The following is a 13234-nucleotide window of genomic DNA, read 5'->3' as shown; positions in this document are numbered from 1 at the left end:
GCCGGCCTGTCGCCCGAAACGCTACCCGGCCCGGCGCGTCCGGATCAGCGGGTCGCCGCCAGCCCCAGGTAGACCAGCGTGGTCACCACCTCCACGGTCGCGCCGAGCACGTCGCCGGTGATGCCGCCGAGGCGGCGTACCAGGTGGCGCAGCAGCAGCACCGCGACGGCGAGCGCGGCGAGCACAGCGACCGGCCCCTGCCACGGGCGGCCCGGCACGGCGGCGACGGCGACGGCCGCGACGGCGGCCACGCCGACCCCCGCCGCGACCGGGCCGACGGTGCCCGCGACCAGCGCGCCCAGCCCGTCGGGCCGGGCCGCCGGCACGCCGCGCCGGCAGGCCAGGGTGACCCCGAGCCGCCCGGCCGCCGTCGCCGCCGCCACCCCCGCGAGCGCCGCCGGCCACGACCGGGCCGCCAGCTCCGCGAGGACCGCGGCCTGCGTCAGGAGTACGACCACCAGCGCGGCCACCCCGAACGGCCCCACGTCCGGCTTCTTCATGATCTCCAGCGCGGCGGCGCCCCGCCGGTACGACCCCAGCGCGTCGACGGTGTCGGCGAGCCCGTCCAGGTGCAGCCCCCGGGTGAGCAGCGCGCCCGCCCCCAGGGTCACCGCCGCGGCGACCAGCGGCGCGGCGACGGCCCCGACGAGCAGCAGCACCCCGGCCAGCGCCGCCCCGAGCAGGGCGCCGACCGCCGGGGCGGACGCCATCGCGACGCCCGCCGTGGCGCGGTCGACCCGGCCGGCGCGCACCGGCCAGACGGTGAACGTGGTCAGCGCCAGCCGCAGGCCGTCGCCGACGCGCCCCCCGCCGCCCGGGTGGGGGTCAGTCGGCACGCCGCCCGGCCGGATCCGGTCCGGCCGGCTCGGCGGCCCCGGCGGGCGCGGTGGTCCCCGTGGACGCGGTGGTGCCCGCGGGCGCGGTGGTGGCCGGGCCCGGGCCGGCCGGCTCCGGCTCGACGAACTCCGCGCCGCCGTCGTCGCCGTCCGTGTCACGGTCGGCGGCGTCGCCTGCACCGTCGCCGTCGTCGCCCGCACCGTCGCCGTCCGTGCCTGCGGCAGCCGCCTCGTCCGCCACGGTCGCGGCGTCGTCCGGGCCCGGCCGGGCGGGCAGCGCGGCGGCCAGCGACAGCACCGAGCGCAGCAGCGGCAGCGCGGTCAACGCGTTCGCCCCCTCGCCGAGGTCGAGCCGCAGGTCCAGCAGGGGATCGAGGCCCAGCACGTCGGCGGCGAGCCGGACCGCCGGGTGTCCGCCGTGGTCGGCCAGCAGGCACCAGTGCCGGGCCTGCCCGGCCAGGTCCCGGCTGACCATGCCGGCCGCCAGGCCGACCGGGCCGTCCAGCAGCACCGGCAGCCGGCGGGCGGTCGCGCCGAGCAGCACGCCGGTCGCCACCGCGATGTCCCCGCCGCCCAGCTCGGCCAGCACGTCCTTGGCGTCGCGGGGCGAGCGCCGGGTGCGGTGCAGCGCGTCCCGGACCGCCGCGCAGCGCCGCATCCACGCCGCGTCGTCGATCTCGCCGCCCGCCGTCACCACCCGGCCGAGCACCGCCGGTGGCTCCGCGCCGGCCGTCGCCGCGAGCACCGCCGCCGCGGCGGCGTCCGTGCCGGCTCCGCACGCCGCCAGCACCAGCAGCCGTACGCCCGCCTCGGCGGCCTCCTCGGCCAGCCGCCAGCCGTACCGCAGGGCCTGCTCGACCTGCTCGTGGTCGAGGGCCGGCAGGCGCTCGATGGGCTCGGATGCCGGCGTCTCGACGACCTGGAGGCTCGCGCCGTTCTCGGCGGCCAGCCGGGCCAGCACGCCCTGCCCGGCGCGGGCCTGCGCCGCCCGTCGGGCCGATTCCCCGGGCGGGGCGCCGGCGGCGGCCCCACCGGCGTGGTCGCCGTGCAGCAGCAGCACCCGCACGCTGTCCCAGGGCTTCGGCGTCGGCGTGCCCTGGGTGGCCGCGGCGAAGCCGACCACCCGCTCCAGCACGCCCAGCCCGGCCCCGGGAACGTCCAGGGTGGCCAGCCGCTCGACGGCCTGCGGCCCGGTGTACTCGTCGGGCATCGGCAGCTCCATGCCGGGCTGGATGACCAGGCCCGTGGCGACCACCGGCAGCGCCATCGTCGGCGCGGCCCAGGGCGCGCCGGCCGGCTCCGGCGCCGTGGTCGGGGTCAGCACCTGCGGCAGCGCCGCGCGGTCGTCGTGCCCGCCGCCGGCCGCCGCCGTAGCCGTCGCCTGGGCGGCCGCCCCGTGCGCGGCCGTCGCCTGGGCGGCCGTCGTCGCGGCCGGAGCCGGGACCGCTGCCTGCGGGGCGGGGACCGCCCCGGCCCCGCCGCCCGGCGCGGCGGGGGCCTTGAGCCAGCACGCCTGGCCGGCGACCACCAGCACCACCGCGTCGCAGGCGTCGGCGACCGCCCGGTTGGCCGCGCCGAGCGCGTCGACGAACGCCCGCCCCAACGGGGTGGTCGGCACCAGCGACAGCCCCACCTCGGGACTGACCAGCACCAACCGCGCCGGGCAGGCCCGCACCGCGTCGGCCAGCTCGGCGATGGTCGCCGTGTCGTCCGCCGGCTGGTGGGCCGGGTCGAGCAGCACGGTCACCCAGCCGCCGAGGTCGTCGACGAGCAGCGTCTCGTTCGGCCCGGCCGACGCGACGACGTCGGCCAGCCGGCGCGGGTCGTCGGCGGTCTCCTCGGTGGTCCACGACCCCGGCCGCCGGGCGCGATGAGCCTCCAGGCGGGCCGCCCACTCGGCGTCGGTCGGGTCACCGGCAGCCGAGGTCGCCACGTAGCGGACCGTGGGCGCCTCGGCGACCAGGGACTCCGCGAACTCGGACTTGCCGGAGCGGATCCCGCCGAGCACCAGGACCGTGTTCCACCCGTCAACGGACATGCCCCGTACCTTAAGGCCGCCGCGGCCCGCGCCGCCGGTCGGCCCGCGCCGGTGACCACGGTTCGGGCGGACGGGGCGGGGGCCCGGGCGGCCCCGCCACTGCCGGCGGCCCGGCGGGCGGGTGGAGCGGCGGGCCGTCCGGCACGGGGCCGACTACGCTTGCGGGGGTTCGTCCCAGGGGGACTTCAGCGGCGAGGGGAGACGCGGCATGGCGTGGAGCTGGCGGTACGAGGGCGCGGACGGCGCGGCGGCCGAGGGGCCGGCGGAGACGTTCGGGAGCCAGGCGGACGCCGAGTCCTGGATCGGCCAGACCTGGCGGGAGCTCGCGGCATCCGGCGTCACGACGGTCACGCTCGTCGAGGACGACCGGGTGGACTACCGGATGAGCCTCCAGCCCCCGGCCGAGTGATGACACCGGGCCGCCCGGGCGGCGGCGAGCCGCTGGTGCTCGGGGTGCCCCGGGCGGCCTTCCGGCCCAGCCCGGTGTTCCTGGCGTTGGTCGCGCTCTTCGCGGCCAGCGGCGTCATGGCCTGGAACCGGTTCGGCAACGTCCGGTTCGACGTGTTCCTCTTCGTCGTCTCGGGCTGGCTCGTCTCGCTGTGCCTGCACGAATACGCGCACGCGGTGGTCGCCTACCGGGCCGGGGACCGCGACATCGCCCACCGGGGCTACCTGACGCTCAACCCGTTCAAGTACACCCACCCGCTGCTGTCGATCGTGCTGCCCGTGGTGGTGGTGCTGCTCGGCGGCATCGGCCTGCCCGGCGGCGCGGTGTGGGTGGACCGGCACGCCATCCCGGGGCGGCTGCGGCACACCCTGGTCAGCCTCGCCGGCCCGGCCACCAACGTGCTGTTCACCCTGGTGCTGGTGGCGGTGCTGCGGGTCGGCTTCGGCGGCGGGTCGGTGGAGTTCTGGGCGGGCCTGGCGCTGCTGGCGTTCCTCCAGCTCACCGCCAGCGTGCTCAACCTGCTGCCGGTGCCCGGCCTCGACGGCGGCAACATGATCCAGCCGTGGCTGAACCCGCAGTGGCGACGGATGTACGACCTGTTCGCCCCGTTCGGGTTCATCCTGCTGTTCGCGCTGCTGTGGAACCCGCGCCTCGGCGGCTGGTTCTTCGACGCGGTCTTCGCCGTGGCGAACCTGCTCGGCCTGCCCCCGTGGCTCTACGCCGCCGGCCTCGACCTGATCCGCTTCTGGCAGGGCTGACCCGCACCCGCGCCCGCACGACGGTGGCGGGGCCCGGTCCCACCTTCCCGGCGGGCCCGGTCCGGCCGGCGCGGCGCGCCGACCGGACCGGGACGCCTCACGGCCGCTTCGCGGGGGACTGCGTCTTGCCCGGGTCCCGCTCGACGACCGGGTCGACGACGGCGTCGATCGCCTTGAGCAGGTCGGCGTCGAGCTTCACCCCGGCCGCCTTCACGTTGTCGTGCACCTGCTCGGGCCGGGACGCCCCGACGATCGCCGAGGAGACGTTCGGGTTCTGCAACACCCAGGCGATGGCGAGCTGCGGCATGCTCAGCCCGGCCTGCTCGGCCAACGGCTTGAGCTGCTGCACCCGGGTCAGCACCTCGTCGGTGAGCAACCGGGCGATGAAGTTCGCCCCCGACTTCTCGTCGGTGGCCCGGGAACCGGCCGGCGGCGGCTGGCCAGGAAGGTATTTGCCCGACAGCACGCCCTGCGCGATCGGCGACCAGACGATCTGCCCGATGCCCAGATCCTCGCAGGTCGGCACCACCTCGGCCTCGATGACCCGCCACAGCATCGAGTATTGCGGCTGGCTGGACACCAGCGGGATGCGCAGCTCCCGGGCGAGCCGGTGGCCGGCCCGGATCTGGTCCGCCGTCCACTCCGAGACGCCGATGTAGTGGGCCTTGCCGGAGTGCACGACGTCGGCGAACGCCTCCATCGTCTCCTCCAGCGGAGTGCTGTGGTCGTACCGGTGGGCCTGGTAGAGGTCCACGTAGTCGGTCTGTAGCCGGCGCAGCGAGCCGTTGATCGACTCCATGATGTGCTTGCGGGACAGGCCCCGGTCGTTGCGACCGGGACCGGTCGGCCAGAAGACCTTAGTGAAGATCTCCAGCCCCTCGCGGCGCTCGCCCTTCAGCGCCCGGCCGAGCACCTCCTCGGCCTTCGTGCCGGCGTACGTGTCGGCGGTGTCGAACGTGGTGATGCCCGTCTCCAGCGCGGCCCGGACGCAGGCGGTCGCCGCGTCCTCCTCGACCTGCGACCCGTGGGTGATCCAGTTGCCGTACGAGATCTCGCTGACCAGCAGGCCCGAACGGCCCAGGTGTCGGAAGTCCATGGTGCGACCCTAGCCCGCCCGCGTCATGGTCACCTGCCCGCAGGGCGCGGGGCGGCTCGGGTCAGACCAGCGGGCTGGCGTCGGCGAGCAGGTGGTCGATCTGCTCGACCACCCGGTCGCGGCTCGGATGCACCGGGTCGATCAGCGGCGCGCCCCGCCGGTCCAGCGCGCCCCAGCGGCCGAGTCCGTCGCCGACCAGGTACGCCACCGGGTGCACCACCAGCGCCGGGTGTGCCGGGGCCACCAGCACCCGGCCCGTGCGGTCCACCACCCCGCGCCGGCCGTTCAACTCCACCACGGCCAGCCCCTCGTCGGTGAAGCCGTCGACGTAGCGGCCGTCGAACAGGGCCGTGGTGAAGCCGTGGTAGCGGGTGGGCACCACCACCGTGCCGGTGCGGTCCACCGCCCCCCAGCCCCCGCCGACGCGGACCGCCGCCACCCCGCCCCGGAACGGCCGCACGTCGTCGAAACCGGGCGGGATCACCACCATGTTGGACGGATCCACCGCCATCCAGTTGCCGGTGCCGTCCATCGACACCCAGGCGAGGCCGTCGGAGAACGAACCGACCGACCGGTAGCCGTTGTTGGCCTGGATCAGCGTGCGGCCCGAGTCGTCGATCAGCGCCCACCGGGTGCCCTCCGGCCGGCGTACCCAGGCCACGCCCTCCCGGAACGGCTGCGCCTCGGCGTAGTCGGTGCCGATCACCAGGTTGCCGTCGGCGTCGGCGTAGCCCCACCGGTCCAGGTCCTCGTCGTACGTCGGCACCGGCGGCCGGGACGTCCGCAGGATCTCCGACCGCCCGCGCGGATAGGGGCCGAAGCCGTCCCGCCGGGCCCGCTCGGCGACCGCGTCCAGCGCGATCCGGGTGCGGGCGAGCAGCTCCGGATCGGCGGACCGTTGCAGGTCGAGGGCCCGCTCGAAGTGCTGGCACGCTTCGATCAGCCGGCCCTGGTCGTAGCAGCAGCGGCCGGCGTGCTCGTGCAGGGCCGCGCGCAGCGGGTCGGGCAGCTCCGTCGAGTTGGCCTCCGCGAAGAGCCGGTCGGCCTCGGCGAACTCGCCCCGCCAGCGCAGCACGTGGGCCAGGCGCGCCCGCGCCAGCGCGGTCCGCCGCAACTCGCCGGTGGCCTCGGCGTACGTCAGCGCCAGCCGGGCGTCGTCGGCCGCGTCGGCCAGGTCGCCGAGCAGGCGCGACGCCACCGCCCGCAGGCTCAGCAGCCGGGCCCGGGACCGGTTGTCCAGGGCGACGTCGAGCTTGGCGGTCAGCCCCTCCCGTACGCTGCGCAGCAGCTCCGGGTCGTCGGCCTCCTCGCGCAGGGTCTCCGGGTGCAGCCGCCACCGCAGGGCCGCGAGCGTCTGCTCCGGGTCGGCCGGAGCGGCCCGCCGCTCCTGGCCGGGCCGTGGCTCCGCCCCGACGACGGACCCGGCCGGCGACACGGGCTGCGCGGGCACACCGGACACGGGCTGTGCGGGTACGCCGGACCCGGGATACGCGGGCGGTGCCGAGACGGGACGTGGCGGCTCCGGCACCGGCTGAGCGCCGGGCGACGCGGACAGGGCCGGCGGCGCGGACACGGGCCGGGTGGATACCGGCGGGGTGGACACGGGCGGCGCGGACACCGGCGGCGGTGCGGACGCCGGTGACGCGGGCGCGGCGCTCACCGGGCGCGGGTCGACACCCCGGTCGGCCGGGCCCGGATCCTGCGGCGTCGCCGGGCGCGCGTCGGCGTCGGCCGGACCGCCGGTGTGCTGCGGCTCGGGCGTCGCCGGGACCGGGTCGGCCGGAGCCGGAACCCGGGTCGACGAGGCCGGCACCGCAGCCGGGGTCGGTGCCGGGGTGGGGAGCGAGACCTGCGCCGGGACCGGAGTGGGGACCGGGCCTGCAACGGCGGCGGGAGCGGCCGGCTCGGGGACCGGCGACACCGATCTGTTCGGGCGGAACCACGCGTCGGACTGCTCCGGCGGGGGCGACGTCGCCGCGCCTGCCGGCCCCGGGGACGGCCGTTCGTCCACCGCCCGAGGCCGGTCGGCCCCGCCGGGGGTGGCGTCGTCCGGTGCCCCGGCCGCCCGCGCCCGGCCGGCCGGCACGTCGACGATCGAGGCGATCACGCTCTCGTCCCGGTCGGTGGTGTCGTCCCGGCCGGTGGTCCCCGCCGGCGCGGGGGCCCCGGCCGGATCGGCGGGAACGGTCGGCGGGCGGGCGGCGTCCGGGACCGCGGCGACGACCGGTTCGCCGGCCACGTCCGGGCCGGTCGTGACGCCCGGCTCGGCGGACCCGGCAGCGACTTCGGGCCCGGTGGCCTCGGGCCCGGTGGCCTCGGGCCCGGTGGCCTCGGGCTCGGCGGCGGCCCGGGACTCGACGGCGGGCCCGGGCCGCACGGTGCGCTCGGCCCCCGCGGTGCCTTCGGGCTCGGCGGTGGCGTCGGGTTCGACCACGGGCGCGGGCTCGACGGCTGCCCCGGGCCTGGCTGCGGATCCGGGCGTGGCGGAGCCCCCGGGGCCGGTCGGGACGGGCGCGTCCACCGGCACGGCAGCCGGCGGCTCGTCCGGCCCCGGGGCGGCCTGCGGCCCGGGGGCGTCGGCCGGCGGTTCCGGCGTCGGATCCGTCGACTCCGGAGCGACGGACGGCACCGGCGGCACGGGCTGCTCCGGTCGCGGGCGGCTCGATGGCTCGGCAGACCGCGGAGCGGTGACCGGGGCGGTCGCGGCCGGGGCGTCCGGGCGTACCGTGTCGCCCCCGGCGGCCGGTGGACCGCCGGGCACGGTCCGGGGCTCGGCCGGCGCGGGGGCGGGCAGGAACTCCAGCCGCAGCCGGGCGGCGGGCGGCGCGGGGACGGGCTCGGCGGGTGGCACGGGAACCGGCCGTGCCGGGGGGACGGGCTCGGTCGGTGGCGCGGAGACCGGTGCCGACGGCGCGGGTGGCGTCGGCACGATGCGCGTCGGCACGGGCGGCGCGGAGACCGGTGCCGCCGATGCGGCCGGCGTGAGCTCGGTCGGCGGCGCGGAGACCGGCCTGGCCACCGGCGGTCCCGCGACGGGCCTGGTCACCGGCGGCCCCTGGGCCGGCCTGGTCACCGGCGGCACCGAGATCGGCCTGCCCGGCGGTCCGCTGGCGGGGGCGTCGCTCACGGGTACGCCGGTGGCGGGCGGTCCGCTGACGGGCGTGAGAGGCGTGCCGGGCCGTGCGGCCGGCGGCGCGTCGGCGGCCGGCTCGACCGGGCGACGCGGCTCGGCCGGCGGGCGGATCGGCTCGACCGGTGGGCGGATCGGCTCGACCGGTGCGCCGTGCGGGTGCGGCTCGACCGGGAACCGCGCCGGTCCGGCCGCCGGACGCCAGGGCTCCACCGGCGGGCGCAGCGACTCCGTCGGCGGGCGCAGCGGTTCGGCCGGGGGGCGGGTTGGCTCCACCGGTGCGCGGTGCGGTTCGGCCGGCGGGCGGTGCGGCTCGACGGGCCGGTGCGGCAGGGGGCCGAACCGGGGGCCGGGGGCGCTGTCCTGCCTCGGTGGCGAGCCGGCGCGATCGACCGGCGGGCGGGGCCCGTACCGGTCGGTGACCGGCCGTTCGTCGCCGCGGCCGTCGGCGGCCGGCCACTCGCCTCGGCGCGGGTCGCCCCGGTTCGGGTTCGCGGGGGCGGGGTTCCGGCCCAGGTCCGGACGGAGCTGGCCGGGCTGCGGCCAGGGCAGGGCATCGTCGCGCGGCGGGGCCGGCCGGACACTGGGCTCGCGGTGCTCCTCCGCGTGCGCGGCGGCGTCCCGCCCGTCCCGGTAGGGGCGGGCGTCCCGGTACTGCGCCGGTCCGCCCCGGTCGCCAGGGCGGCGCGGTGCGTCGGCGGTGGGGCGTGCGGGCAGGTCGCCAGGGCGGCGCGGTGCGTCGGCGGTGGGGCGTGCGGGCAGGTCGCCAGGGCGGCGCGGTGCGTCGGCGGTGGGGCGTGCGGGCAGGTCGCCAGGGTGACGCGGTGCGTCGGCGGCGGGGCGTGCGGGCAGGTCGGCGGGGTGGCGTGGCGCGTCGGCGGGCCGGCCCTGCTGGCGGTCCAGCCGGTCCGCGCCCTGACCGGTGCCGGCCGCCTGGGGGCCCGGCCACCCGTCCGGGCCCGGTCCGACACGGCCGTCGCGGTCCAGCGTGGACCGGCGGCGTTCGGGCCAGCCGGCGGCGGCCGGCCCCGGCCGGTCGCCGTAGGGCCGGTTCGGGTGCTCGTCCGGCTCGGGCAGCCATCCGGCATCGCTGCGGGCTGCGGGGGAGACCGGGGTCGCCTCGGCGGGCCCCGGCCGGCGGCCGGGGTCGGCGGGCCGTGGCTGGTCGTAGCGTGGCGGGTCGTACCGGCCGACGGCCGCGTCGTGGTCCGGCGTCCGGCCGGGGGAGCGCCGGTCGTGCCGGCCGGGCTGGTCGGGCTGGTCGTGGGCGGGATGCCGCGGCGGGTACGCCTCGGCCGGCCCACGCTCCTCCCAGCCGCGCCGCGCCGGTCCCCACTCGTCCGGCGCGGGGGGCCGGCGGTACGGGGCGTGCTCGTCGGCGGCGCGGCGACGGTGCGGGGGCTGCTCGTCGGTTGCGGCGTGCCGGCGGTGCGGCACGGCGTCGTCGGATCCGGGTCGGCGGTGTGGGGCGGCGTCGTCGGGTGCGTGCCGGCGGTGCGGAGCGGCGTCGCCCGGCGCGGGACGCCGGTACGGGGCGTGGTCGTCGGCGGCGGGGCGCGGGCGGTAGGGGTCGTGTTCCTCGGGCGCGGGTCGGCGGTAGCGGTCGCGCTCGTCCGGGGCGGCGCGTCGCCCGTCGTCCGCCGGCCGGCGGTACGGGTCGTGCTCGGTGCCGGGCCGGCGGTAGCCGTCCGGCTCGGTGACCGGACGACGGAAGGCGTCCTGCTCGCTCGGCCGTGGGTGGGCGTCCTGCTCGGTGCCGGGCCGGCGGTACGGGTCCTGCTCGGTGCCGGGACGCCGGTACGGGTCGTGGTCGGTGGTCGGGCGGCGGTACCGGTCGTGCTCGTCGGATCCGGGCCGGCGGTACGGGTCGTGCCCGTCCGGGGCGGGGCTGACCGGCTGCACCTCGGCCCGGCCGACGGCGGCGGCGCGGCCCCGGGGCGGCTGGTGCCGCAGGCCGATGTCGCCCGGGTAGCGCTGCCCCGGGAACTGCGGCTGCCATTCGGTGGTCGGCTCGAACACCCAGGACGGCTCGGCCGGATCGCGCCAGCGGTCGATGAAGTCGCCGCTCATCCGCAGGTCCCGTCGCCGCCCGCGTGGCGAGCCCCGGTGCCCGGCTCGCGTCGCTCGCTCACGGCGATGTCACCTCGTTGGAAATTGTCGAGCTGGGCACCTCACCTGCCGGTAAAGTCGCCCGGTCCGGCGCGGGTGGCTGCGGAAGGAGGGTAACGGCGTGGGCTCTGTCACCGCCACTGTGGCACCGCCCACCGAGTCAAACGTTATCCTATGGTTTCGGACATTCGGTGCGATAGCGCGATCCGGATTCCGCCGGTACGCCACGTACCGCCAGGCCGCGCTTGCCGGTGCCGTCACCAACATCGTCTTCGGTTTCCTGCGCTGCTACGTCCTGCTCGGCGCGGCGGGCGCGGCGGGCGCCGTGGCCGGGTACGACCGGGCGCAGTTCGCCACCTTCGTCTGGGCGGGGCAGGGCATGCTGGCGGTGATCCTGCTGTGGGGCCGGCCCGAGCTCGCCGAGCGGATCCGCACCGGCGACGTGGCCAGCGACCTGCTGCGCCCGGTCCATCCGGTGACCAGCTACCTCGCCACCGACCTGGGCCGGGCGGGCTGGGCGTGCGTGTCCCGGCTGCTGCCGCCGGTCCTGGTCGGCCCGCTCTTCTTCGACGTGCACCTGCCGGCCCGCTGGTCGACCGTGCCGCTGTTCGTGGTCTCCGCGACGGTCGCGGTGGTGCTCTGCTTCGGCTGCCGGTTCCTGGTCAACGCCACCGCCTACTGGCTCCAGGACGTCCGGGGCCCGCAGATCCTGTGGACCCTCGGCTCGGGGGTGCTCGCCGGCCTCTACTTCCCGCTGCCGTTCCTGCCCGACGGGCTGTTCCTGGCGTTGCAGCTCGCCACCCCGTTCCCGAGTCTCCTACAGACCCCGCTCGACGTGCTGGTCGAGCGGGACCCGACGGGCGCGCAGGTCGCGCTGGTCGGGGTGCAGGTCGGCTGGGCGGCGGCGATCCTCGCCCTGTGCCGGCTGGTGCAGCGCCGCGCCGAGCGCCGCCTGGTGGTGCAGGGTGGCTGACCACCGGCTGCGGGCGTACGGGGCGCTGCTCGGTGCGCAGGCCCGGTCGCAGGCCGCCTACCGGGCGTCGTTCGCGGTGGACCTGGTCGGCAACGTCGGGGCCACCGTCTTCGACGTGGTGACCGTGCTGGTGATCTTCGGGGTGACCCGGGAGCTGGGCGGGTTCACGCTGCGCGAGACGCTGGTCATGGTGGGCCTGTCGGCGTGCGCGTTCGCCACCGCCGACCTGCTCGTCGGCAACGTCGAGCGGCTGCCGGCGTACGTGCGCACCGGGCTGTTCGACGCGGTGCTGCTGCGCCCGCTCGGCGCGCTGCCCCAGCTGCTGCTGATGGACCTGCCGCTGCGCAAGGTGTCCCGGGCGGTGTTCGGCCTGGCCATGCTGCTGGTGGCCCTCGCCCGCGCCGGCATCGAGTGGTCCCCGGGCCGGGTGGCGCTGGCGGTGGCCGCCCCGCTGGCCGGGGTGGTCTTCTTCGGGTCGCTCTTCGTGGCCACCGCCACCGTGTCGTTCTACTGGACCGACTCGGGGGAGCTGGCCAACTCGGTCACCTACGGCGGCAAGGAGTTCACGACGTACCCCGTCACGATCTTCGACGGCTGGTTCCGCGCGGCCTTCGCCTACGGGATGGGGTTCGCCTTCGTCAGTTACCAGCCGGCGCTGGCGCTGCTCGGCCGGGCCGATCCGCTCGGCCTGCCGGCCTGGGTCGGCTGGGCCTCGCCGGCCGTCGCGCTGGCCGCCGCCGCCCTCGCCGCCGCCGCCTGGCGCGTCGGGGTCCGCCACTACCGGAGTACGGGATCATGAGCGTCATCGACGTGCGCGACCTGCGCAAGGAGTTCACGGTCCGGGTCAGGGCCGGCCGGCTGCGCCGCGAGAAGCGCACCGTCGCGGCGGTGGCCGGGGTCGACCTGCGCGTCGAGCGCGGCGAGCTGCTCGGCTACATCGGCCCGAACGGCGCGGGCAAGTCCACCACCCTGAAGATGCTCACCGGCGTGCTCACCCCGACCTCCGGGCAGGTACGCGTGTGCGGGCTGCGCCCGGTGCCCGAGCGCACCCGGCTGGCGCTGCGCGTCGGCGTGGTCTTCGGCCAGCGGTCCCAGCTCTGGTGGGACCTGCCGCTGCGGGAGTCGTTCGACCTGCTGCGGCACGTCTACCGGGTGCCGGCCGCCGCGCACGCCGCCCGGCTGCGCCGCTGCCGCGACCTGCTCGACCTGGACGCCTTCGCCGACATCCCGGTGCGGCAGCTCTCCCTCGGCCAGCGGATGCGCGGCGAGCTGACCGCCGCCCTGCTGCACGGCCCGGAGGTGCTCTTCCTCGACGAGCCGACGATCGGGCTGGACGTGGTGAGCCGGCAGGCCGTGCGGGGCTTCCTGGCCGAGCTCGGTCGCGCGGGCGACACCACCCTCGTGCTCACCACGCACGACCTGGCCGACATCGAGCGGCTGTGCCCGCGCCTCGTGGTGATCGACCAGGGCCGGGTGGTGCACGACGGCTCGATCGCCGCCCTGCACGACCGCTACGGCTCCCGCCGGTTGGTCGTCGCCGACCTGGACACCGCCCTGCCGCAGCCGCCGGAGCTGCCGGGCGCCCCGCTGCTGCGGGTGGAGGCCGACGGGCACCGGCTGGTCTTCGCGCTGGAGTCGGCGGGCCCCGCCGACGTGGTGGCAGCCCTGGCCGGGCGGGCCGCCCTGCGGGACGTGTCGATCGTCGAGCCGGACATCGAGGACGTCGTCGCCCGCCTGTACGCGGGCGCGGGTAAGGAGGGGCCCCTTGTTAACGCTTCCGGTATAGCAGGGGCCCCTTCTTAACCAGCGCTGGGTCGAGCGCCGGCATGCGGCGCGAGCGCGCCCG

At 77.9% G+C, this 13234-nt stretch carries 9 protein-coding genes; 5 read left to right on the top strand and 4 right to left on the bottom strand.

Translation table 11 applies throughout. From position 1 onward, the window contains the following. Positions 1 to 44: 44 nt before the first annotated feature. Both O7628_RS03615 and O7628_RS03610 read right to left on the bottom strand, forming a co-directional pair. Complete coding sequence (locus O7628_RS03615; protein ID WP_278128301.1) at positions 45 to 836, bottom strand: adenosylcobinamide-GDP ribazoletransferase; 792 nt, start codon at positions 834 to 836, stop codon at positions 45 to 47. Continuing rightward, a complete protein-coding gene (locus O7628_RS03610) occupies positions 826 to 2874 on the bottom strand; it encodes a bifunctional adenosylcobinamide kinase/adenosylcobinamide-phosphate guanylyltransferase (RefSeq protein WP_278128299.1) in 2049 nt (682 codons plus the stop codon). The genes O7628_RS03615 and O7628_RS03610 overlap by 11 nt, the downstream gene beginning before the upstream one ends. 208 nt (positions 2875 to 3082) lie before the next feature. On the opposite strand from O7628_RS03610, the gene O7628_RS03605 reads away from it, so the two are divergent. Together O7628_RS03605 and O7628_RS03600 are read left to right on the top strand one after the other, a co-directional pair. Then, positions 3083 to 3283 carry a hypothetical protein gene (locus tag O7628_RS03605; protein WP_074474959.1) on the top strand — a complete coding sequence of 67 codons (201 nt, stop codon included), beginning with the start codon at positions 3083 to 3085 and terminating at the stop codon, positions 3281 to 3283. Beyond that, positions 3283 to 4080 carry a site-2 protease family protein gene (locus tag O7628_RS03600; RefSeq protein ID WP_278136200.1) on the top strand — a complete coding sequence of 266 codons (798 nt, stop codon included), beginning with the start codon at positions 3283 to 3285 and terminating at the stop codon, positions 4078 to 4080. Before O7628_RS03605 ends, O7628_RS03600 begins: the two co-directional genes overlap by 1 nt. A 97-nt stretch (positions 4081 to 4177) precedes the next feature. On the opposite strand, the gene O7628_RS03595 is transcribed toward O7628_RS03600, so the two are convergent. Both O7628_RS03595 and O7628_RS03590 read right to left on the bottom strand, forming a co-directional pair. Continuing rightward, positions 4178 to 5176: an aldo/keto reductase family protein gene (locus tag O7628_RS03595; RefSeq protein ID WP_278128296.1), complete on the bottom strand. Its 999-nt coding sequence runs from the start codon at positions 5174 to 5176 to the stop codon at positions 4178 to 4180. Positions 5177 to 5237: 61 nt separating this feature from the next. Beyond that, positions 5238 to 10376, bottom strand: a complete 5139-nt coding sequence (locus O7628_RS03590; RefSeq protein WP_278128295.1) for a WG repeat-containing protein — start codon at positions 10374 to 10376, stop codon at positions 5238 to 5240. 364 nt (positions 10377 to 10740) lie between these two features. On the opposite strand from O7628_RS03590, the gene O7628_RS03585 reads away from it, so the two are divergent. Genes O7628_RS03585 through O7628_RS03575 form a run of 3 tightly spaced genes read left to right on the top strand, consistent with a single transcriptional unit; the run spans position 10741 to position 13191 of the window. Next, positions 10741 to 11388: an ABC-2 family transporter protein gene (locus O7628_RS03585; protein WP_278128294.1), complete on the top strand. Its 648-nt coding sequence runs from the start codon at positions 10741 to 10743 to the stop codon at positions 11386 to 11388. Next, positions 11381 to 12187, top strand: a complete 807-nt coding sequence (locus O7628_RS03580) for an ABC-2 family transporter protein (RefSeq protein WP_278128293.1) — start codon at positions 11381 to 11383, stop codon at positions 12185 to 12187. The genes O7628_RS03585 and O7628_RS03580 overlap by 8 nt, the downstream gene beginning before the upstream one ends. Continuing rightward, positions 12184 to 13191 carry an ATP-binding cassette domain-containing protein gene (locus O7628_RS03575; RefSeq protein ID WP_278128292.1) on the top strand — a complete coding sequence of 336 codons (1008 nt, stop codon included), beginning with the start codon at positions 12184 to 12186 and terminating at the stop codon, positions 13189 to 13191. The genes O7628_RS03580 and O7628_RS03575 overlap by 4 nt, the downstream gene beginning before the upstream one ends. Positions 13192 to 13234: the final 43 nt, after the last annotated feature.

This window comes from Micromonospora sp. WMMD956 (genome assembly GCF_029626125.1).
Taxonomy (GTDB): domain Bacteria; phylum Actinomycetota; class Actinomycetes; order Mycobacteriales; family Micromonosporaceae; genus Micromonospora; species Micromonospora carbonacea.
The sequence above is the reverse complement of the archived record's forward strand: the minus strand, read 5'-3'. Positions and strand labels throughout refer to the sequence as shown.